The organism is Janthinobacterium sp. SUN120, from assembly GCF_030397735.1.
Classification (GTDB): Bacteria; Pseudomonadota; Gammaproteobacteria; order Burkholderiales; family Burkholderiaceae_D; genus Janthinobacterium; species Janthinobacterium kumbetense.
The window spans coordinates 432,750-450,979 of sequence record NZ_JAPUBW010000003.1 but is presented as its reverse complement, the minus strand read 5'-3'; the positions used below and the strand labels follow the sequence as shown (position 1 = coordinate 450,979).

The window sequence follows — 18,230 nt, the reverse complement described above, 5'->3', positions numbered from 1 at the left end:
GCGCCGGCGTCATCGCTGCAGCGGCGCGTCCTTCAGGATATGCTTGCGCCGCTCAGGCGCCCATCCGCACCAGCGCATGGCCCACGTGCTGCCACCAGTGATCGCGCGACTTGATCTGTTTCAGGCAAGACGTGTCGATTTCCGCGGGGAAGACACGATCCTGGCACACCTTCGTTTCCAGCGCGTAACGCTGATTCTCCGCCGCCGCCAGGGCCACGACGAGCCAGAATGCCAGCGCCAGCAAGACCACCAGCGAACTCCAGGCCATGTGATTGGTGTTACTTTTTTCGCCAAAAAACTCGCGCGGCCGCGTCTCGCGGTACATCGACATCAAGTCTTTTTCTTTCTCTTCCGACATCTGCGTTTGCATCCTCTGACATCCTATCCTGTGCCGGCCGGCTGGCCATGGCGGCGCGCACGCCGCCTTGCCTGCATTTTACGCCGATGGCGCAGGAGAGGCGGTAATTCATGGGGGCAATTCGCCATCACCACCCTGCGCCGGCTGCACGGGCGCCACGCTTTCCACATGATCGACGTCGATGTCGCCGCCGTCGGGCACCATATTGCGCGGCTCCACGCCGGCCCGCTCGCCCGTGCCGGCCGCATCGCTGTCGTTGTCCAGCGCTTCCGCATCCTGGCCCGGCACGCCCTGCATGTCGCTGCCGCTGTCGGAACTGTCGCTGGGACCGAGCGCCCCCTTGCCATGGCCGCTGCCCAGAACGCGGTCAGGTGTGACGGGCAAATTGTCCGGATCGAGTGTGCTGCTGCTCATGGCGGCCTCCCGTTCATAAAAAACCAGCTTACTCCGCTGGCCTGGCCAGCGGCGCACGCCTGCACGGCATTTTCCCAGGAGAAATGCGGCGGCGCACAACTATTTTCAGAAATTACTTCACAAATGTACTATTCATTGCTATAGTTAATTCAAGTAAGCATCTTCTCATCCAGAAACTGCTTCATCGGCGGCACGGCGCCCACCAGCGTCATGCCGCCGAACCGACCGGTACGTGGCGAGCCGGCCCATCCACCCAGCCATCATGCACATATTGGAGTCTTATCATGCAAGCCAAATCACTCATCGCAGCATTGTTTGCCATCACCGCCGCCACGTCGGCTTTCGCCCAGAGCGCCGCGCCTGCCGCTGCCAGCCAGCAACTCACGCGCGCTGACGTCACGGCCGAATACATCCGTGCCCGCAACGCCGGCGAAATCGCCACCAGCGAAGTCGACTACCCGAAAACGCCGGCCACCGCCGCCAGCAAAGTGACGCGCGAAGAAGTCATGGCCGAGTTCTACGCCGCCCGCAAGGCTGGCCTGATCCCGCAAACGGAAGCAGACTTTGACGTCGCGCAAACGACCAAGCACGTCGTGAAATAAGAAACCAGTCAGCCGGTTTCAGTCAGTAACACACCTCAGTTGCGGCGCAGCACTCGGGCCACTCCCGAAGCTCACCGCGGCGAGCTGTCAGCAGCACCCCCAACACGATCTTTCCCGGAGTCCCTGCATGTCCCTGCACCGCCGTTTGCTTGCCGCCAGCCTGATCCTTGCCTTGAGCGCCTGTGCCGACATGGGCCATATCGCGCCGCAATCGGCCATGCTCGACGCCAACAAGCTGCAGGCGAGCCAGGCCATGGATGCCGCCGCCAGCGCCGCCATACAATGGCCGCGCACGCAATGGTGGCAAGACTTGCACGACCCCCAATTGAACCGCCTGATGGAGCAGGCGCTGGCCGACAGCCCCACCCTGCGCGGGGCCCAGGCGCGCGTGCGCCAGGCCGAGGCGCTGGCCGGCGCGGCGGAAGACAAGACCCGCCCGCAAGCCGACGCAGCCGTCTCCATCAACCGCGAACTGTATTCGCAGCATGGCAGCACGCCGGCGCCCCTGGCCGGCAATTACGCCTGGCGCAACCAGGCCACCGTCACGGCTTCGTACGACCTGGACCTGTGGGGCCGCAACCGCGCCGCCCTGTCTGCCGCCCTGGGCGACGTGCAGATGGCCTCGGCCGAATCGCAGATGGCCCGCCTGGCGCTGGAAACGGCGCTGGTGCGCACCTACATCCAGCTGTCGTATGAATTCCAGCTGCAGGACGTGATCGAACGCAGCCTGGCGCAGCGCGCCCGCATCCTCGACATCACGCGCCAGCGCAAGCAAGCCGGCATCGGCACCGATATTGATGTAGCGCAAATAGAAACCACCTTGCCCGCCGGCCGGCGCCAGCTGGAACAGTCGGCCGAGTCGCTGGCCCTGCTGCGCAACCAGCTGGCGGCCCTGTCGGGCAAGGGCCCCGCAGCCGGTGCGGCGCTCACGCGGCCCGTGCTGCGCCTGGACCAGCCGCTGGCCATTCCCGCCGCCCTGCCGGCCGACCTGATCGGCCGCCGCCCCGACATCGCCGCCCAGCGCTGGCGCGTGGAAGCGGCGGCGCAGCGCATCGACGCCGCCAAGGCCGAGTTCTACCCGAACGTCAACCTGGTGGCCTTTGCCGGCTTCCAGGCCTTCGGCTTCAGCCATTTTCTCGATGCCAACTCGGACATCCGCGGCGTCTCGCCCGCGCTGAGCCTGCCGATCTTCGCCGGCGCCCGCCTGCGCGCCCAGCTGGGCAGCCAGACAGCCGTGTACGACGGTGCCGTGGAGCAATACAACGCCACCGTCATCAACGCCATGTCGGACGTGGCCAACGCCGTCACCCGCGCCCAGTCGCTGGCCAAACAGCACCAGCTGACCGTGCAGGCGCTGGCCACGGCGCAGCGCGCGCGCGACCTGGCGGAGAAGGCCTACAAGGCGGGCATGAGCGACGCGATCAACATGCTCAACACGCAAGTGGCGCTGCTGGCGGAAGAACAGCAGCAGGCGCAAAATGGGGCGCGCGAGCTCGATCTGTACGTTTCCTTGATGAATGCACTGGGAGGCGGCATCTGAGCTTGCAATCCTGGCATTGCCCTAGCCCAACAAGATACAATCGGAACTTTATTCACACATGAAGGAATATGACATGACCGCTTTTGACGCCACCTCCAAGCGGCTGCAAAACATCCGCACGCGCATGCCAGGCTTCCCCATGGAACTGATGCGCCTGTTGCGCATGACGTACCACATTCAAAAAGGCATGAAGGATCTGACCAATGCCGCGCTGAAAAAGCACGACCTGGTCGATGCCAGCTACATGGTGCTGGCCGTGCTGTACGGCACGGACGACGAAACCTCGAACGCCTGCACCCTGGGCATGGCGTGCCATGAAAAGCCGGCCAACCTGACGCGCGTGTGCAACGACCTGGAAACGCGCGGCCTGATCCACCGCGGCACGCGCCCCGGCGACCGCCGCTCCGTGATGATCTCGCTGACCGACAAGGGCCGCGCCCTGATCGAGACGGCGCTGCCCGACGTGTACCAGGAAACCTCGGCCCTGTACGAAGGCTTCACGGACGAAGAGCTGCAAGTGCTCGACAAGCTGTACATGCGCCAGTTGCGCAACCTCAACAATCTCAACAACCAGAACTGATAGCCTATCGATGACGCCAGCCACAGCAACAAAACCTATATACGGTCCCCTGCCCCGGGCGGCCCACTGGCTGGCGCTGGCGCTGCAGGACTGGCGCTCGACGGAAGGCGAACGCTGGATCTACGTCGGCAAGACCCTCATCGCCTCGTTCTGCGCGCTGTGGCTGGCCTACCGCCTGGGCCTCGATTCGCCCAGCACGGCGATGACCACCACCATCATCCTGGCCCTGCCCAGCAGCGGCATGGTGCTGGAAAAAAGCTTTTACCGCCTGTGCGGCACCCTGCTCGGATGCACGGCCGCGCTGACCCTGATCGGCCTGTTCCCGCAGCAACCCGTGCTGCTGTTCGCCGGCCTGGCCCTGTGGGTGGGACTGTGCACGAGCGGCTCGGCCCTGCACCGCAACGCCCAATCGTATGTGTACGTGCTGGCCGGCTACACGGCTTGCATGATCGTGCTGCCCGCCATCGAGCAGCCGATGCAGGTGTTCGCGCTGGCCGTCACGCGCGTGGCCGAAGTAAGCCTGGGCATCATCTGCTCGGCGGCCGTGTCCAGCGTGCTGCTGCCGCGCCACCAGGGCACGCAGGTGATGCGCACGGTGCAGGCGCGCTACGGCAAATTCCTCACCTTTTGCCAGGACGTGCTGCAGCAAAAACTCACGCCGGCGCAGGTGGAACTGACGCATCTGCAGTTTGCCGCCGACGTGGCGGCGCTGGAGCTGGGCCGCTCGGCCGCCCTGTTCGAAGTCACCAGCAAAGTGAGCCACGTGCGCGCGCAAAACCGCAAGCTGCACGCCTTCAACGCCACCTTCATGACGGCGCTGACCACTTTCTATACCTTCCACCGCCTGTTCGACCGCCTGCAGCGCGACGACGAGACGCAAGTCATGCAGGCTTGCGCGCCCCTGTACGCCATCGTCGCCGAAGCGCTGCAAACGACGCCGTCGCAAGACTCGCTCGACACCATGCAGCAGCACCTGCAAACGGCGCTGGGGCAGGCCCGCGCGGACATCGACGGCGCCCCCATCGCGCATGCGCAGCGCATCGATTTCGACACCGTGTGCGAGCTGCTCGAGCGCTTCGCGCGCGACATGAGCCGCTTTCACGAAGTGTATTTCAGCCTGGCGCACGATACGCCGCTGGAAATCAGCACACCGCAGGCGTATGCGCCGAAGACGCCGCCCGCGCTGGTGATCGCCAGCGGCGCGCGCGCGGCCATCAGCCTGGCCCTGCTGGCGCTGGGCGCCTACTTCCTCGCCTGGCCCTATGCCAGCACGGCGATGCTGATGGCGGCCGTGTTCTGCGCGCTGGCCTCGTCCTCGCCGCGCCCCATCATGATGGTCCGGCAAGTGCTGGCGGGCTTCTTGATCGCCATGCCGCTGTCGCTCGTCTGCGTGTACTTCGTGCTGGTGCACGGCGACGGCTTCCCCATGCTGGTGCTCAGTTTTGCGCCCTTCCTCGCCGTGGGCCTGTATCTGATGACGAATCCGGCCAAGCTGGGCGTGGGCCTGGGCGTGTCGACCTTCATCACGCAGATGGCGCCGACAAATCTGATGCATGTCGACGGCGCTGCTTTTCTCAACACGGGCATGGCGCTGATCGTCGGCCTGATGCTGGCCGCCCTCGTGTTTGCCGTGCTGCTGCCCGAGCACACGATGGGCCACAAGGACCATATCGGCCGCGCCCTGTGGCGCGAAGCGCTGCATGCGTGCACGGCGCCGGCGCGACGCGTGAAACACCGTTTCGACAACCGCGTGCGCGACCTGCTCAGCCAGCTCAACGCGGCGGCCGGGCCGGCGCCTGGCGAGGCCACGCGCGCCGTCGTGCGCCAGGCATTAACGCTGCTGGAAATCGGCCACTCGGTGATCGAATTGCGCGAACTGATCGCGACCGCCCGGCCGGGCGCCACGCGCCACACGCTGCAGCAGTGCGTCGACCACATCGCCGGCTGGCTGCGCACGCGCGGCGACACGGCACTGCAGGCGGCCCTGGCGGCCACCCTGCAGGCGGGCGCCGTGGTGCGCGCGGCGCAGAACGAAGCCGGCGTCACACCCGAGCGCAGCGCGCGCCTGCAGACGGCGCTGGCCGACCTGCATTCGATCTACACCTCATTACTCGACCACATGGCGCCTGGCGCCGGAGACCACCATGCCGCGTGAATTCGCCCTGTTCGGAATTCTGATTCCTACCCTGCTGCCCCTGTTCATCCTCAGCATCGGCCTGCAAACCCTGCTCGACCGCGTGCTGGGCTGGCTGGGCGTGTACCGCATGGTGTGGCACCCGTCGCTGGCGCGACTGTGCATCTTCATCGCCATCTTCGGCGCGCTGGCCTTATCGCTTTACAAATAAAAAAAACTGTTCAATCCAATCAAGGAAAGGCTGCCGACATGGTAAGCAAACTGACCCGCTATGCAATCACCCTGCTGCTATTGGCCGCAGCCCTGTGGATAGGCAAGACCGTCTGGGACCGCTACATGGAGTCGCCGTGGACGCGCGACGGCCGCATCAAGGCCGACATCGTCAACATCAGCGCCGACGTGGCCGGTACCGTCACGGACGTGCTGGTGCGCGACAACCAGGTGGTGCAAAAAGGCGACGTGCTGTTCGTCGTCGACAAGGAACGCTATGCGAGCGCGCTGGCGCAGGCCGACGCCGTGCTGGCCGCGCAGAGGACGGAGCAAGGCCGCCGCGGCAAGGAAGCCCAGCGCCGCGCCGGCCTCGACGCCAGCATCATCTCGACGGAAAGCCGCGAAAGCGCGGCCTTTGCCGCCAGCTCGGCCTCGTCGCAAGTGCAGGCCGCCGTGGCCGCCCGCGCGCTGGCGCAATTGAACCTGGAGCGCACCACCGTGCGCGCCCCCGTCAGCGGCTACGTGACCAACCTGAACGTGCACAAGGGCGATTTCGCCGCCGTCGGCGCGGCCAAGCTGGCCGTCATCGACAGCGCCTCGTACTACGTCGTCGGCTACTTCGAAGAGACCAAACTGGGCATGCTGGCGCAGGACGACAAGGCGGAAATGAATCTGATGAGCGGCGGCACCCTGCATGGCCATATCGAGAGCATCGCGCGCGGCATCACCGACCGCGACGCCGCCACGGGCCGCGAATTGCTGGCCGACGTCAATCCCACCTTCAACTGGGTGCGCCTGGCGCAGCGCGTGCCCGTGCGCATCCACATCGACGAGCAGCCGAAGGGGCAATTGCTGGTAGCCGGCACCACTTGCACCGTGGTGATCACGCCCCACTCGGCGCATTCCGCACCGGCGCCGAAGCCAGCGGCCGCGCACCCGGCATGATCCGCAGCGGCGGCGCCGGGCGCCTGGCGGAAATCGCCCTGTTCCTCGACGCCGCGGCGCTGGGCAGCTTTTCCGCGGCCGGCCGCAAGCACGGCCTGTCGCCGGCCGCCGCCAGCGCCGCCATCGCGCGCCTGGAAACGGCGCTGGGCGTCACCCTGTTCGAGCGCACCACGCGCCAGCTGCGCCTGACGGAAGAGGGTGTGCACTACCGCCACTACAGCGAGCAGGCGCTGGACTTGCTGGCGCAGGCGGAAGACGGCTTGCCTGCAGGCGGCGCCGCCGTGCGCGGCGTGGTGCGCATCTCGGCGCCGTCCGACATCGGCCGCCAGCTGCTGCTGCCCATGCTCGACCGCTTTGCCGCGCTGCACCCGCAGGTGCGCCATGCGCTGACCCTGACGGACGCCACGGCCAGGCTGGTGCAGGACGATATCGACCTGGCCATCCGCTACGGCGAGCTGCCCGACAGCGACATGGTGGCGCGCCTGTTGCACCCGGGCCGGCGCGTCGTGTGCGTGGCGCCCGCGCTGGCCGCCAAGGTGGGCGTGCCGGCCACGCCGCGCGACCTGGCGCTGCTGCCGACGCTCGTGCTCACGGCGGGCGACGGCGCGCCGCAGGAGTGGCGCTACCGCGAAGACGGCAAGCGCCACAGCCTGCGCCCGCAAGGCGCCTGGCACAGCAACGATGGCGAAATCATCCGCCGCTGGGCCGTGGCCGGCCATGGCTATGCCTACAAATCCCTGCTCGACATCGGCGACGACCTGCGCGCAGGACGCCTGCACACGGTGCTCGACGATTACTTTGCCGACAGCGTCCCCCTGAACCTGCTGTACCGGCGCAGCCGCTTCCAGCCGCCGCGCGTGGCCCTGCTGGCCGAATTCCTGCGGCAACAATTCGCCACCCTGCCGGCGCAGCGCTAGCGGGCCACGGTCAGGGCGCCAGCACGCCCAGCTGGCGCAGCAGGGTCAGATTATCTTCCAGGTGCCAGTTGTCGCTGATGCGCCCCTGCGCATTCACCCGGTACAGATCGAACGCGTAAAAGTCGATGGCCTGGCCCTGCCCCTGCAAGGGGCCCTGCGGCGTGGGGAAGACGCCCGTGAAGCGGCCCGTGAAATGCAGACGCAAGGTGACACGGTCGCCCGCCACCAGCATGTCTTCGATGGCCACCTGCAAATCCGGCACGGCCGCATGAAACACGTCAGATGCCTGCAGCGGACCGGCCAATCCCTGCGCACGCCCGGCAGGCAAGCTGCGGTCGGTGAAATCGTCGGCCAGCGCCTGGCGCGCCAGGGCCGGGTCGCCGCTCTGCCAGAACGCGGCGTAGCGGCGCGCGGCCAGCGCCACCTTGTCGGTGGCGGCGGCGCCGGACAGGTGGGCCGGCATGGGCAGGTGCGTGGCGGATTGGGCGGGCGCGGCGGCCAGCAGAGAAAGGGCCAGGATGACGGGGGCAAGAACAGGTGCGGGCATAAGGAATCCAGGTGGGTTGATCGGCGTGCCTGCTGCATAGGGCACCCCGCCATTCTGGACTCGCTTGCCTTATTTGATAATTGGCCCCGCGATTGAATCACTTGCTTGCATTAGTTGAAAATCAGCGGCCGCCGGCCACGTCGAGGATGCTGCCCGTCACATACGTGGCGCCCGGTCCCAGCAGGTACAGGATGGCGTCGGCGATTTCTTCCGGCTGGCCGCCCCGCTGCATGGGCACGCCGGACGCCAGGCGCGCCACCCGTCCCGGTTCGCCGCCCGACGCGTGGATGTCCGTGTAGATGATGCCGGGGCGCACGCCGTTGACGCGGATGCCCTCGGCCGCCACTTCCTTCGCCAGGCCCAGGGTCAAGGTATCGACGGCGCCTTTCGAGGCCGCGTAATCGATGTATTCGCCCGGGGAGCCGAGGCGCGCAGCCGCCGACGAGACGTTCACGATGCGCCCGCCCTGCCCGCCGTTAGCCGTCGACATGCGCCGCACGGCTTGCTGGCAGCAGAGGAAATAACTGATCACGTTGGTGCGCAGCACGCGTTCGAGGCGCTGCACGGAAATGTCGGCCAGCCGGCATTTCTGCTCCAGCACGCCCACATTGTTGACCAGCGCCGTCAAGGTCCCCAGGCGCGCGTCGACTTCCGCAAACAAGCGCTGCACGTCCGCTTCATCGCTGACGTCAGCCTGCACGGCGATGGCCTCGCCTCCGCCGGCGACGATGCGCGCGCACAGCGCCTCGGCCGCCTGCGCATCGCGCACATAGTTGACGCAAACGGCATAGCCCTGGCGCGCCGCCAGCTGCGCCGTCGCCGCACCGATGCCGCGGCTGCTGCCAGTAATCAAGATCACTTCCTTCATCGCCCCTCCTGGATGGTTGTGGCCTCATGATACCCGTAAGCTGCGGGCGTAAAAAAGCCCGCGCAAGGCGGGCAGTTTGTCTGTCTGTTCCTTATCGTCACAACGCCGGAGAAAATCGTAGCGAGCGGCAGTGATTTGTGGCCGAGAAGCGCAACCGTACTCTGTACGGGGGCGCCGAGCCGGTGAGCATCGCCGGCCGCAAAGCGCGACGCGCAGTAGATTTTATCCGGTGTTCTATGACCTGAAATGCGTCATGGCGTACGTCAGATGCTGCCACCAGTGCTCGCGCGACTGCACGGACGCCAGGCATTTCGCGTCGACCTCGTTCTTGAACGCGGGGTCCACGCAGGCCTTGGTGGCCAGCGCATTGCGCTGGTTTTCCACATTGACGACGGCAATCGCCAGCCAGGCCACGAGGGCAAGAGCCAGCGCGCACAAGGTCCAGGGCAGCTGTTTCATGACGTTCTCCGGTTTACTTCTTCGCAGGCGCCGGGGCGCGCTCTTTCAGCACGCGCGCCACCAGTTCATCCATCACGCGCAGGGTCGCTGTCTGGGTTTGCGGCTCGGACTGCCCCGGACGCGACAGCTGCGCCGGCGACGTCACGAAGCGGCCATCGATGACGATGGTCGGCGCGCTGTCGATCTTGCTGGCGGTGATCAGCTGTTCATTGCGTTTCAGCTTGGTCTGCACGCCGAAGGAATTGAACATGTCCAGGTATTTCGCCTTGTCGATGCCGTTCTTGACCAGCAGGTCGAGGATGGCGTCATCGCGGTTCAGGCGGTTGCGCTCGACGTGGATGGCGCGGAAGATCTTGTCGTGGAACTGGTCCAGCTGGCCCATCGCTTCCAGGGTGGCGTAGGCGTGCGCCTGCGCATCTTTCGGGCCATTGAAGGCCAGGTGGATGCGGCGGAAGGCGATCTTGTCGCCCTGCTTCTTGACCCAGTCGTGCATCAGCGGATCGAGTGCATAGCAATGCGGGCAGGAATACATGAAGTACTCCACCACTTCCACCTTCTTGCCCGTGTCCGTGCGCACTGGCGTCGGGAGCGTGGTAAAGCCGGTATCGGCCGCCATGGCGCCGCCGGTGGCCGCCACCAGGGTGACGGCGGCAAGCAGGGGACGCAAGAAACGCAGAAAACGCATAATAATCCTTCATCATAAAGTGGTCGTGAACGGGGCGAGATTACCACTTTTTGCGCCGGGCGATGAGGCCCGGGCGGAAAAAAGCCGTGTTTATCGCCCCGGTTTGCGCCAGCTTAAGCCGTATTTAAGCCCCGCTGCACCCGCGCCTCAAAAATGGTAGCGCGCCGACACGCGCAGCTGGCGCGCATCCTTGAGGTAAATGCTGGAACGGCAGCCGGGCGCATCGCCGTAATGGCGGCGGTTGGCCAGGTTGCTGCCGGCCAGTTCCAGCTCCCAGGCGCCCAGCTTGTGCGCGTAGCGCCCGTCCACGGTGGCAAACGCGGGCACCTGCGCCAGGCAGCTGCCCGCGAAATCGGGGCCATAGCGCAGCGCGCGCAGCCATTGCACGCCCACGTCGGCACTGGCGCCGCCCTGCCCCGTCCAGTACAGGCGCAGGCTGGCAAGGGTTTTCGGCACGAGGGCGATATCCGGGCCGTCATAGGCGTAATCGTCGTAGCGCGCATGCACTTGCCGCAGTTGCCCGTCGAGGCGCCAGTCGCGCGCCAGCGCCATGCTGGCCTCGATGGCGATGCCGTCGCGGCGCGAGGGGTCGAGGTTTCCCGCAAAGCCCAGCTGGCCCAGGCTTTGGTCGAAAACGATCTGGTTGCTCAGGCGCTCGCTGAATACGCGCACGGAAGCGCTGCGCGCCGCGTCGCCAAAGGTGGCGCCCACTTCCATTTCGCGCCGCAACTGACCCGCCAGGGGGCGGTAGCCGGCGCGGGTATAGCCATCGTCGTCGATGCGGTAGCTGCGCGCGGCCTTGGCGTAGACGCTCAGTTGCGGGCGCAATTGCAGGCTGCCCTGCAAGTCCCAGGCATTCTGGTTTTCCCAGTCGCTGCCGCCGGCGGGCAGGTCGGCCGGATCGAGCTGGAACTGCTCATGCCGCAGGCCCAGCAGCAGGCGCGGCGCATACGGGCCGCCGAAGGCCAGCTCTTCGCGCAGCAGCAGCGCGCGCGAATACTGGCGGCGCTGCCCGTCGCCATCGCGGTCCGAGCGCCGCTGCCACTGCATCAGGTCCAGACCCACTTCCGTATCCGTTCCCACGCCGCCCACCTTGCCGTAATGGCGCAGGCGGGGTGCCAGTTGCCGGCGGCGGCTGCTGTACCTCGATTCGCTGCTGCCGTCCTCGCCCGCATAGTGGGCCGTGGCGCGCTTTTCCCGCTGCGACAGTTCCACGCCCAGCTCGAAACTGCCCACATAGCGCTGCACGAAGGCGCTGGCGCGCCGCACCTCATAGCAGTACAGGTCTTCCGGACGGGCCGACAGCAAGGCCAGGAACGGCGCCTCGGGTGCGGGATAGCGGGTGTCCTGCTTCAGCTGGTCGGCGCTGAAGCCGAAGCGGCCCTGGCGCGCCTTCCATTCCGCGCCGCCGTTGAAGCCGCGCTGGTGAAACACGCTGCCATCGCGGTAATTGCCGTTGCGCAGCCCATCCATGGCCACATCGAGCGTCATGCCGTCCTGTTCGCGCGACAGGGCGCCGCGCACGCTGTGCTGGCCGCCCTGCGCCAGCTCGGCGGACACGTCGCCATGCGTGACGCCGGCCGCGCCGGCATCCACGCCTTCCTGCGCGCACGCCGGCATGGCCAGGGCGCACAGCAGCAAGGCGCGCGTGGCGATGGTCAGGATGGGAGGGGCAGGCATCATGGCGGCAGGCTTGAGGCGTCACCGCGGCGCGGACGCGCGCTGGTGGAACGGAGGGATGGCAAAAGCGAATCATTATACGCACGGCGCACGGCGCCGCAAGCGCCAGCCCGGCGGTACTTTCCTTATGCCAATATTTTATTGGTTATTTGGCATTTTTGTAGGTATATTAAGGTGCGCCCGGCGATCCTGGGCGCAGCCGACTGCATTTAAAAATCAACAATAAGAAGTCACTGTGGGAGTCACGCATGGAAAGTCGTAGCACAACGCGCCGCGGGCCGCCAAGTCCCCGCGGCACGCGCCGCAGCATTGGTTTTTTCCCCATCTCGGGCAAGCTCAAAGCCCTTTCCATCACCGTCATGCTGCTGGCCGGCCTTGCTTTGCAGGCCGACCTGTTCGCCCAGCCGGGCCAAGGCAAGCCGGCCGGCGCGCCCGCGCCGCTGGCGCCGTCCGCCGACGGCATCGCCCTGGCGTCGCCGCATGCGTCGGCCGTCAGCACGCCCAGCGCCAGCAATGCCTGGGGCGGTGCGCGCACGGGCGCGCAAGCGACCCTGTCGGACCGCGTCGTCGATTACCAGATCGAAGCGACGCTCGATCCCGTCAAGCACACGATCGACGGCCAGCAGAAACTGCGCTGGCGCAACCGCAGCGCGCAAGCCGTCAGCAGCGTGTACCTGCACCTGTACCTGAATGCCTTCGAAGGCGAACATTCGACCTTCTTCACCGAAAAACGCAAGCTCGACACGGGCTTCCGCTCGGGCGTCGACACGCGCGACGGCGAGTGGGGCTACATCGAACTGCGCAGCATGACGCAAAACGGCGCCAAGGCACCCTGGCATTTCGTCCAGCCGGACAACGGCCCGGCCACCGACCGCACGGTCGTGCGCGTCGACTTGCCGCAGGCCGTCGCGCCGGGCGCCGAGACGACGCTCGACATCCGCTTCTTCGACCAGCTGCCGCGCGTCATCGCGCGCACCGGCTATTTCGGCAGCTTCCACCTGGTGGGCCAGTGGTTCCCCAAGATCGCCGTGCTGGAACTGCCCGGCGAACGGGGCGCCACCGCGCCGCGCTGGAACGCGCATGAATTCCACCTCAATTCGGAGTTCTACGCCGATTTCGGCAACTACGACGTGAAGCTGACCGTGCCCAAGGAGTACACGGTGGGCGCCACGGGCGAACTGCAGGGCGCGCCGCAGGAAAAGAACGGCATGCTCACGCATCACTATGTGCAGGGCGACGTGCACGATTTCGCCTGGACGGCAGACAAGCGCAGCGCGCAACCGTTGACGGGCAGCTGGAGCGGTCCGGGCAGCCCGCCGGTGGCCATCAAGGTGCTGTACCCGCCCGAATACGCGTCGAACGCGGCGCCCGCGCTGCAGGCGGCCAAGGATTCGCTCACGTATTTCTCGCGCACCCTGGGCCCGTATCCATACAAGACCCTGACGGTGGTGATTCCGCCGTTTAACGCGGCCGAAGCGGGCGGCATGGAATATCCGACCTTCATCACGGCCTCGAGCTACGCCAACCTGCAGCCGAAGACCATCCCCGAATTCGGCCTCGATTTCGTCACCATCCATGAATTCGGTCATGGCTATTTCTATGGCATCCTGGCGTCGAACGAGTTCGAGGAACCCCTCCTCGACGAAGGCTTGAACGAGTACTGGGACCAGCGCATGCTGCGCGCGCGCGGCCAGGACATCCACGCCACCACGCCCCTGCTCAAGCGCCTGGGCTTCGATCCCGTCTTCAAGGTCTTCGAATTCGAGCGCATGGCCGCGCCGCGCCAGGATGCGGCCGACCCGCTGGGCCAGAACGCGTGGAACCGCCTGCAGGGCGTGGGCCCCGTCTACAGCCGCACGGCCATCACCATGCGCGACCTGGAAGCGCGCATCGGCAGCGAAGCCATGGAACGGGGCTTCAAGGCCTATTACGAACAGTGGAAATTCCGCCACCCGAGCGTGGCCGACCTGCGCGAAACGCTGGCCGAGGCGACGGGCCAGCGCCGCATCGTGGAACAGGTCTTCGCGCAGCAAGTCTATGCCAGCGCGAATATCGACGACCGCATCGGCACCTTCACCAGCGAAGAACAGACGCCGCTGGCCGGCATGGCGGTGGTGAACGGCAAGCGCGTGGAACATACGGCCGAAGCGCTGGAAAAAGAGGAGAAAAAGGTGCGCGAGGCGTGGGACAAGGCGCATCCGGACGCCAAGCCCGGCACGGGACCGTATCCTTATCTCACCAGCGTGGTCTTGCGCCGCCGCGGCGCGCCCGTGCCGCAGGTGCTGCTGGTGAAATTCGCCGACGGCAGCTCCGAACGCGTGGTGTGGGATAACGAGCAGCTGTGGCAGCGCTACACCTGGAGCAAGCCCGTGAAGGCCGTCTCGGCCGAACTCGATCCCGACCGCGTGCACTACCTCGACGTCAACAAGCTCGATGACAGCCGCACCCTGAAAGCCGACACCTCGGCCGCGCGGCGCTGGAGCTTCGACCTTGCCGCCGTCTTCCAATACCTCCTTTCCCTGATTGCCACCGTATGAGCGCCACTTCCACGACACGGGCCAGCGGCCTGACCCTGACCACGCGCGCCAGCCGCGCCGCCCTGCAATGGCGCTTGCTGCTGCTGTGGGCGGGCCTGTTGCTGATCCCCGCCATCCTTGCCGTCATACCCCTCTGGCGCACCTTGAGCGCCAGCCTCGATAACGCCGTGCATGCAGCGGCCCTGGCGCACAAGCTCGACCTGATGACCCTGGCCGACCTGGTGGCCAATACGGGACGCAACGGCGCCGCCATCAGCCAGGCCGCCATCACCGGCGTCGTGCTGGCCCTGCTGCTGTCGCCGCTGCTGAGCGGCCTGGTGGTGACGGCCGCGCGCGCGCCTGCGCCACCCGGCTTCGGCCCCCTGCTGACGGGTGCCTTCAGCGAATACGGCCGCATGCTGCGCATGCTGCTGTGGAGCATCGTGCCGCTGGGCGTGGCGCTGGCGATCGGCGCCGGCGCGCTGAAACTGGCCGACAAGCACGCGGCAAAGGCCATCCTGGAAGCCGATGCCGACCTGGCCCGCCACCTGGCCTTGCTGCTCACTGGCTTGCTGTTCCTGCTGGCCTGCGCCACGCTCGACGCGGGCCGCGCGGCGCTGGCCGTCGACCGCCGCCGCACGTCGGCCGTCAAGGCCTGGTGGCGGGGACTGGGCATGCTGCGCCGGCGTCCGCTGGCCAGCCTGGCCATCTACCTCGTCATCACCTTGCTGGGACTGGCGCTGTATGCGCTGCTGGGCGTGGCGCGCCTGAACCTGGCCGCGCCCGGCCCGCTGGCCATCGTGGCCGGCTTGCTGGTGACGCAGCTGGCGGCGCTGGTGCTGGCGTGGATGCGCAGCGCGCGCCTGTTCGCCTTGATCGACGTCAAGCGCTCGCTCGCGTAATCACGCCCTCAGGCGCCCTTCATCGGCCAGGAAGTCGATGAAGGTGCGCACTTTCGACGACAGGTAGCGGCGGCTCGTGTACACGGCGTACACCTTGCCGCCCGCCAGCTTGAAATCGTCGAAGAGGCGCACCAGCCGCCCCGCCGCCAGGTCCGCATCCGTCTGCCACGACGGCAACAGCGCGATGCCCATGCCGTCGAGCGCGGCCGCGTGCAGCAGGCTTTCGTTATTGCATTGCAGGACGGGCGAAAACTTCACCGTCTCGCGCCCCTGTACCCCGTCGAAGGCCAGTTCATTGCCGTTTGCCAACAAGGAATAGCTGATCATGGCGTGCTGCGCCAGGTCCTGCGGCAGGTGCGGGTGGCCCGCGCGCGCCAGATAGGAGGGCGCGGCCACCAGGTGGAATTCGATGCTGCCGATGGGCCGCGCGATCAGGGTCGGCGATGGCGCCTGGCTCACGCGCAGGGCCAGGTCGAAGCCCTCTTCCACCAGGTTCACCACGCGGCCGCTGAGGTCGATGTCGAAGGTCACTTCCGGAAAGCGCTCGCGGTAGGCGGCCAGGGTGCGCGTAAAGATGGCGTTGGCGAACCAGACGGGCGCGCTCAGGCGCAGCATGCCGCGCGGCACCACCGTCGTGCGGCCGACGGTCGCTTCCACCTCGTCGAGATTGTCGAGCATGTCGCGGCACTGTTCGAAATACACCTTGCCGATTTCCGTCAGGCTCAGGTGGCGGCTGCTGCGGTTCAGCAGGCGCGCCCCCAGGTGGCGCTCCAGGTGCATCACATGCTTGCTGACCATGGCCGGCGACAGGTCCAGGCGCTCGCTGGCGCGCACAAAACTGTCCAGCTCCACCACGGCGCGAAACACGCGCATGCTGCGCAAGGTATCCATGACGACCCAATCATCAACAAAATGGAAATGATATATCAATAATAGCGATCTTGATCAACTGACTGCGCATGACTATCATGGTTCCATCGTTAGCCATTCCCACCAGGAGCCGCCATGCAAGAGCACACCTTCCCCACCTACTTCCTGTCGCACGGCGGCGGCCCGTGGCCGTTCATGAAAGACCAGTTCGGCGGCCGCTACGACGTGCTGGAAGCGTCGTTGCAGGCTATCCCGCGCCAGGTCGGCGCGCGTCCCAAGGCCGTGCTGGTCGTCACGGCGCACTGGGAAGGGCCGCAATTTCTCGTTTCGGCCAGCCCCCGTCCGGGCATGATCTACGATTATTCGGGCTTTCCGCCGCATACGTACCAGATCCAGTACCCGGCACCGGGCGCGCCGGAACTGGCGGCGCAGGTGAAACAGTTGCTCGACGCGGCTGGCCATCCGGCGCGCCTGGACCACGAGCGGGGTTTCGACCACGGCACCTTCAGCGCCCTGTTCCCCATCTACCCGCAGGCGGACATGCCGCTAGTGCAACTGTCGCTGAAACACGGCTACGACCCGCTCACGCACGTCGAAGTGGGCCGCGCGCTGGCCAGCCTGCGCCGCCAGGGCGTGCTGATACTCGGCAGCGGCCTCAGTTATCACAACCTGCGCCAGTTCGGCCAGGCGGGCGCCGTCGCCTCGCACCAGTTCGACGCCTGGCTGCGCCAAGCCATGGCCCTACCGCCAGAACAAAGGCTGGAGCAGTTGCTGGCCTGGGACCAGGCGCCGGGCGCGCGCCAGGCTCATCCGCAGGAAGACCATCTGCTGCCGCTGATGGTGGCGCTGGGCGCGGCCGAGCAGGAAGCGGCGCACGTGGTGTACCACGAGGAGGATTTCTTTGGCGCGCTGGCCGTCACCAGCTTCAAATTCGGCTAATCGGCCAGCGCATGAAAAAAGCGCCGCGACATTGCTGTCGCGGCGCTTTTTGCATGGTGAAGCGGTAACTTACGTGCCGCGCTTGCCGCGCGCCGCATTCCTGGCCTTCTCGGCGGCGATTTCCGCCGCCTTGGCCGCTTTTTCCGCCATCTCGGCCGCGTGCTGGGCCAGCAGGGCCGCGCGCGTGTCCGGCGTTTCCAGCGAAATGCGTCCCAGGATGCCGCTGCGGTAGTCGAGCAGCAGGGTATGCGAGGCTTTCTCGAAATCGTAGTCGCCGCCCTTGATGCGGAAGCCGCGCTTGGCGGCGATGCCCTCGACCACGCCGATGGCGTCGACTTCATCGACCTTGGTGCCGTAGCGGGCCGCCAGCAAGTCCGGGTAGCGCTTGAGCAATTCCTCGGCCAGGAACACGGCCACTTCTTCTTCGATCAGCGCGTTCGAGCCGATGGCGTGGCTGGCCGCCAGCATCAGGCCGTCGCTGGGGATGGCGATCTTCGGCCACAGCATGCCGGGCGTATCGACGAGGATGGTGTTCTTGTCCAGATACAACTTTTGCTGCATCTTGGTGACGGCCGGCTCGTCGCCCACCTTGGCCACGCGCTTTTTCAGCAGCGCGTTCATCAGAGTCGACTTGCCCACGTTGGGAATGCCCATGATCATGATGCGCAGCGGTTTCGTCGGCACGCCGCGGTGCGGCGCCAGCGATTTCGCCAGTTCCGGGATGCGCGCCACGTCGCCCGGCTTCTTGGTCGTCATCGCATACGCGGTCACGCCTTCCTGGGCGTTGAAATAGGCCACCCAGGCGGCGGTGGCGGCAGGATCGGCCAGGTCGGTCTTGTTGAGGATTTTCAGGCAAGGGCGCTGGCGGAACAGGCGCAGCTCGTCCACCATGGGATTGCAGCTGGCTGCCGGCAGGCGCGCGTCCACCACTTCAATCACCAGATCGGTGTTTTCCATGGTCTCGGCCGCTTTCTTGCGGGCCGCGTTCATGTGTCCTGGGTACCATTGTATCGCCATGCTCTTGCTTTCAAAATCGTTCGGTCAATCCGCTATTTTACGTGGTT

General features: G+C 66.3%; 19 protein-coding genes. 10 read left to right on the top strand and 9 right to left on the bottom strand.

Features of this window, described 5'->3' with window-relative positions:
* Positions 1–52: 52 nt before the first annotated feature.
* Both O0879_RS19935 and O0879_RS19930 read right to left on the bottom strand, forming a co-directional pair.
* On the bottom strand, positions 53–370 hold the full coding sequence (locus O0879_RS19935; protein WP_289918333.1) for a hypothetical protein: 318 nt from the start codon (positions 368–370) through the stop codon (positions 53–55).
* Positions 371–466: 96 nt separating this feature from the next.
* Positions 467–772, bottom strand: coding sequence for a hypothetical protein (locus O0879_RS19930; RefSeq protein WP_289918332.1), 306 nt, complete (start codon positions 770–772; stop codon positions 467–469).
* Between the two features lie 284 nt (positions 773–1,056).
* Here O0879_RS19930 and O0879_RS19925 point away from each other — a divergent pair, with 284 nt between their 5' ends.
* From O0879_RS19925 to O0879_RS19895, 7 genes are all read left to right on the top strand, one after another.
* Positions 1,057–1,374 carry a DUF4148 domain-containing protein gene (locus tag O0879_RS19925; RefSeq protein WP_180278609.1) on the top strand — a complete coding sequence of 106 codons (318 nt, stop codon included), beginning with the start codon at positions 1,057–1,059 and terminating at the stop codon, positions 1,372–1,374.
* A 127-nt stretch (positions 1,375–1,501) separates the two neighbouring features.
* Positions 1,502–2,914, top strand: coding sequence for an efflux transporter outer membrane subunit (locus tag O0879_RS19920; RefSeq protein WP_289918331.1), 1,413 nt, complete (start codon positions 1,502–1,504; stop codon positions 2,912–2,914).
* Between the two features lie 73 nt (positions 2,915–2,987).
* Positions 2,988–3,494, top strand: coding sequence for a MarR family transcriptional regulator (locus O0879_RS19915; protein ID WP_034782299.1), 507 nt, complete (start codon positions 2,988–2,990; stop codon positions 3,492–3,494).
* Positions 3,495–3,504: 10 nt separating this feature from the next.
* Complete coding sequence (locus O0879_RS19910) at positions 3,505–5,649, top strand: FUSC family protein (RefSeq protein ID WP_289918330.1); 2,145 nt, start codon at positions 3,505–3,507, stop codon at positions 5,647–5,649.
* On the top strand, positions 5,639–5,839 hold the full coding sequence (locus O0879_RS19905; RefSeq protein ID WP_070224633.1) for a DUF1656 domain-containing protein: 201 nt from the start codon (positions 5,639–5,641) through the stop codon (positions 5,837–5,839). The genes O0879_RS19910 and O0879_RS19905 overlap by 11 nt, the downstream gene beginning before the upstream one ends.
* A gap of 38 nt (positions 5,840–5,877) precedes the next feature.
* Positions 5,878–6,783, top strand: a complete 906-nt coding sequence (locus O0879_RS19900) for an efflux RND transporter periplasmic adaptor subunit (protein WP_289918329.1) — start codon at positions 5,878–5,880, stop codon at positions 6,781–6,783.
* On the top strand, positions 6,780–7,700 hold the full coding sequence (locus O0879_RS19895) for a LysR substrate-binding domain-containing protein (RefSeq protein WP_289918328.1): 921 nt from the start codon (positions 6,780–6,782) through the stop codon (positions 7,698–7,700). Before O0879_RS19900 ends, O0879_RS19895 begins: the two co-directional genes overlap by 4 nt.
* A gap of 10 nt (positions 7,701–7,710) precedes the next feature.
* Here the strand turns inward: O0879_RS19895 and O0879_RS19890 are convergent, their stop codons facing one another.
* The 5 genes from O0879_RS19890 to O0879_RS19870 all read right to left on the bottom strand — a co-directional run bounded on the left by O0879_RS19890 (position 7,711) and on the right by O0879_RS19870 (position 11,942).
* Positions 7,711–8,247: an ester cyclase gene (locus O0879_RS19890; protein WP_289918327.1), complete on the bottom strand. Its 537-nt coding sequence runs from the start codon at positions 8,245–8,247 to the stop codon at positions 7,711–7,713.
* 121 nt (positions 8,248–8,368) lie between these two features.
* Positions 8,369–9,115 carry an SDR family oxidoreductase gene (locus O0879_RS19885; protein ID WP_289918326.1) on the bottom strand — a complete coding sequence of 249 codons (747 nt, stop codon included), beginning with the start codon at positions 9,113–9,115 and terminating at the stop codon, positions 8,369–8,371.
* Positions 9,116–9,349: 234 nt separating this feature from the next.
* Positions 9,350–9,574: a hypothetical protein gene (locus O0879_RS19880; protein WP_289918325.1), complete on the bottom strand. Its 225-nt coding sequence runs from the start codon at positions 9,572–9,574 to the stop codon at positions 9,350–9,352.
* A gap of 13 nt (positions 9,575–9,587) precedes the next feature.
* Complete coding sequence (locus O0879_RS19875; RefSeq protein ID WP_099665126.1) at positions 9,588–10,259, bottom strand: thiol:disulfide interchange protein DsbA/DsbL; 672 nt, start codon at positions 10,257–10,259, stop codon at positions 9,588–9,590.
* A 147-nt stretch (positions 10,260–10,406) separates the two neighbouring features.
* The gene (locus tag O0879_RS19870) at positions 10,407–11,942 is read right to left on the bottom strand and encodes a TonB-dependent receptor (protein ID WP_289918324.1); all 1,536 of its coding nucleotides are present in this window, start codon (positions 11,940–11,942) and stop codon (positions 10,407–10,409) included.
* A gap of 245 nt (positions 11,943–12,187) precedes the next feature.
* Here O0879_RS19870 and O0879_RS19865 point away from each other — a divergent pair, with 245 nt between their 5' ends.
* Entirely contained in the window at positions 12,188–14,476 is a 2,289-nt protein-coding gene (locus O0879_RS19865; RefSeq protein WP_289918323.1) for a M1 family metallopeptidase, read from the top strand.
* Entirely contained in the window at positions 14,473–15,357 is an 885-nt protein-coding gene (locus O0879_RS19860) for a hypothetical protein (RefSeq protein WP_099665129.1), read from the top strand. The genes O0879_RS19865 and O0879_RS19860 overlap by 4 nt, the downstream gene beginning before the upstream one ends.
* On the opposite strand, the gene O0879_RS19855 is transcribed toward O0879_RS19860, so the two are convergent.
* Complete coding sequence (locus O0879_RS19855; protein WP_289918322.1) at positions 15,358–16,248, bottom strand: LysR family transcriptional regulator; 891 nt, start codon at positions 16,246–16,248, stop codon at positions 15,358–15,360.
* A gap of 114 nt (positions 16,249–16,362) precedes the next feature.
* Between O0879_RS19855 and O0879_RS19850 the strand changes: the two genes are divergently transcribed.
* Positions 16,363–17,166 (top strand): class III extradiol ring-cleavage dioxygenase, encoded by an 804-nt coding sequence (locus O0879_RS19850; protein WP_289918321.1) that lies wholly within the window; start codon positions 16,363–16,365, stop codon positions 17,164–17,166.
* A 69-nt stretch (positions 17,167–17,235) separates the two neighbouring features.
* Here the strand turns inward: O0879_RS19850 and ylqF are convergent, their stop codons facing one another.
* Positions 17,236–18,183, bottom strand: a complete 948-nt coding sequence (gene ylqF, locus O0879_RS19845) for a ribosome biogenesis GTPase YlqF (protein WP_083411975.1) — start codon at positions 18,181–18,183, stop codon at positions 17,236–17,238.
* Positions 18,184–18,230: the final 47 nt, after the last annotated feature.

Bases quoted from the DNA above. Each gene is read 5' to 3' on its own strand.
- O0879_RS19925 (WP_180278609.1), top strand. From the start codon at position 1,057: ATGCAAGCCAAATCACTCATCGCAGCATTGTTTGCCATCACCGCCGCC.
- O0879_RS19855 (WP_289918322.1), bottom strand. From the start codon at position 16,248: ATGGATACCTTGCGCAGCATGCGCGTGTTTCGCGCCGTGGTGGAGCTG.
- O0879_RS19885 (WP_289918326.1), bottom strand. From the start codon at position 9,115: ATGAAGGAAGTGATCTTGATTACTGGCAGCAGCCGCGGCATCGGTGCG.
- O0879_RS19865 (WP_289918323.1), top strand. From the start codon at position 12,188: ATGGAAAGTCGTAGCACAACGCGCCGCGGGCCGCCAAGTCCCCGCGGC.
- O0879_RS19910 (WP_289918330.1), top strand. From the start codon at position 3,505: ATGACGCCAGCCACAGCAACAAAACCTATATACGGTCCCCTGCCCCGG.
- O0879_RS19930 (WP_289918332.1), bottom strand. From the start codon at position 772: ATGAGCAGCAGCACACTCGATCCGGACAATTTGCCCGTCACACCTGAC.
- O0879_RS19880 (WP_289918325.1), bottom strand. From the start codon at position 9,574: ATGAAACAGCTGCCCTGGACCTTGTGCGCGCTGGCTCTTGCCCTCGTG.
- ylqF (WP_083411975.1), bottom strand. From the start codon at position 18,183: ATGGCGATACAATGGTACCCAGGACACATGAACGCGGCCCGCAAGAAA.
- O0879_RS19905 (WP_070224633.1), top strand. From the start codon at position 5,639: ATGCCGCGTGAATTCGCCCTGTTCGGAATTCTGATTCCTACCCTGCTG.
- O0879_RS19860 (WP_099665129.1), top strand. From the start codon at position 14,473: ATGAGCGCCACTTCCACGACACGGGCCAGCGGCCTGACCCTGACCACG.
- O0879_RS19935 (WP_289918333.1), bottom strand. From the start codon at position 370: ATGCAAACGCAGATGTCGGAAGAGAAAGAAAAAGACTTGATGTCGATG.
- O0879_RS19870 (WP_289918324.1), bottom strand. From the start codon at position 11,942: ATGATGCCTGCCCCTCCCATCCTGACCATCGCCACGCGCGCCTTGCTG.
- O0879_RS19850 (WP_289918321.1), top strand. From the start codon at position 16,363: ATGCAAGAGCACACCTTCCCCACCTACTTCCTGTCGCACGGCGGCGGC.
- O0879_RS19890 (WP_289918327.1), bottom strand. From the start codon at position 8,247: ATGCCCGCACCTGTTCTTGCCCCCGTCATCCTGGCCCTTTCTCTGCTG.
- O0879_RS19875 (WP_099665126.1), bottom strand. From the start codon at position 10,259: ATGCGTTTTCTGCGTTTCTTGCGTCCCCTGCTTGCCGCCGTCACCCTG.
- O0879_RS19920 (WP_289918331.1), top strand. From the start codon at position 1,502: ATGTCCCTGCACCGCCGTTTGCTTGCCGCCAGCCTGATCCTTGCCTTG.
- O0879_RS19895 (WP_289918328.1), top strand. From the start codon at position 6,780: ATGATCCGCAGCGGCGGCGCCGGGCGCCTGGCGGAAATCGCCCTGTTC.
- O0879_RS19900 (WP_289918329.1), top strand. From the start codon at position 5,878: ATGGTAAGCAAACTGACCCGCTATGCAATCACCCTGCTGCTATTGGCC.
- O0879_RS19915 (WP_034782299.1), top strand. From the start codon at position 2,988: ATGACCGCTTTTGACGCCACCTCCAAGCGGCTGCAAAACATCCGCACG.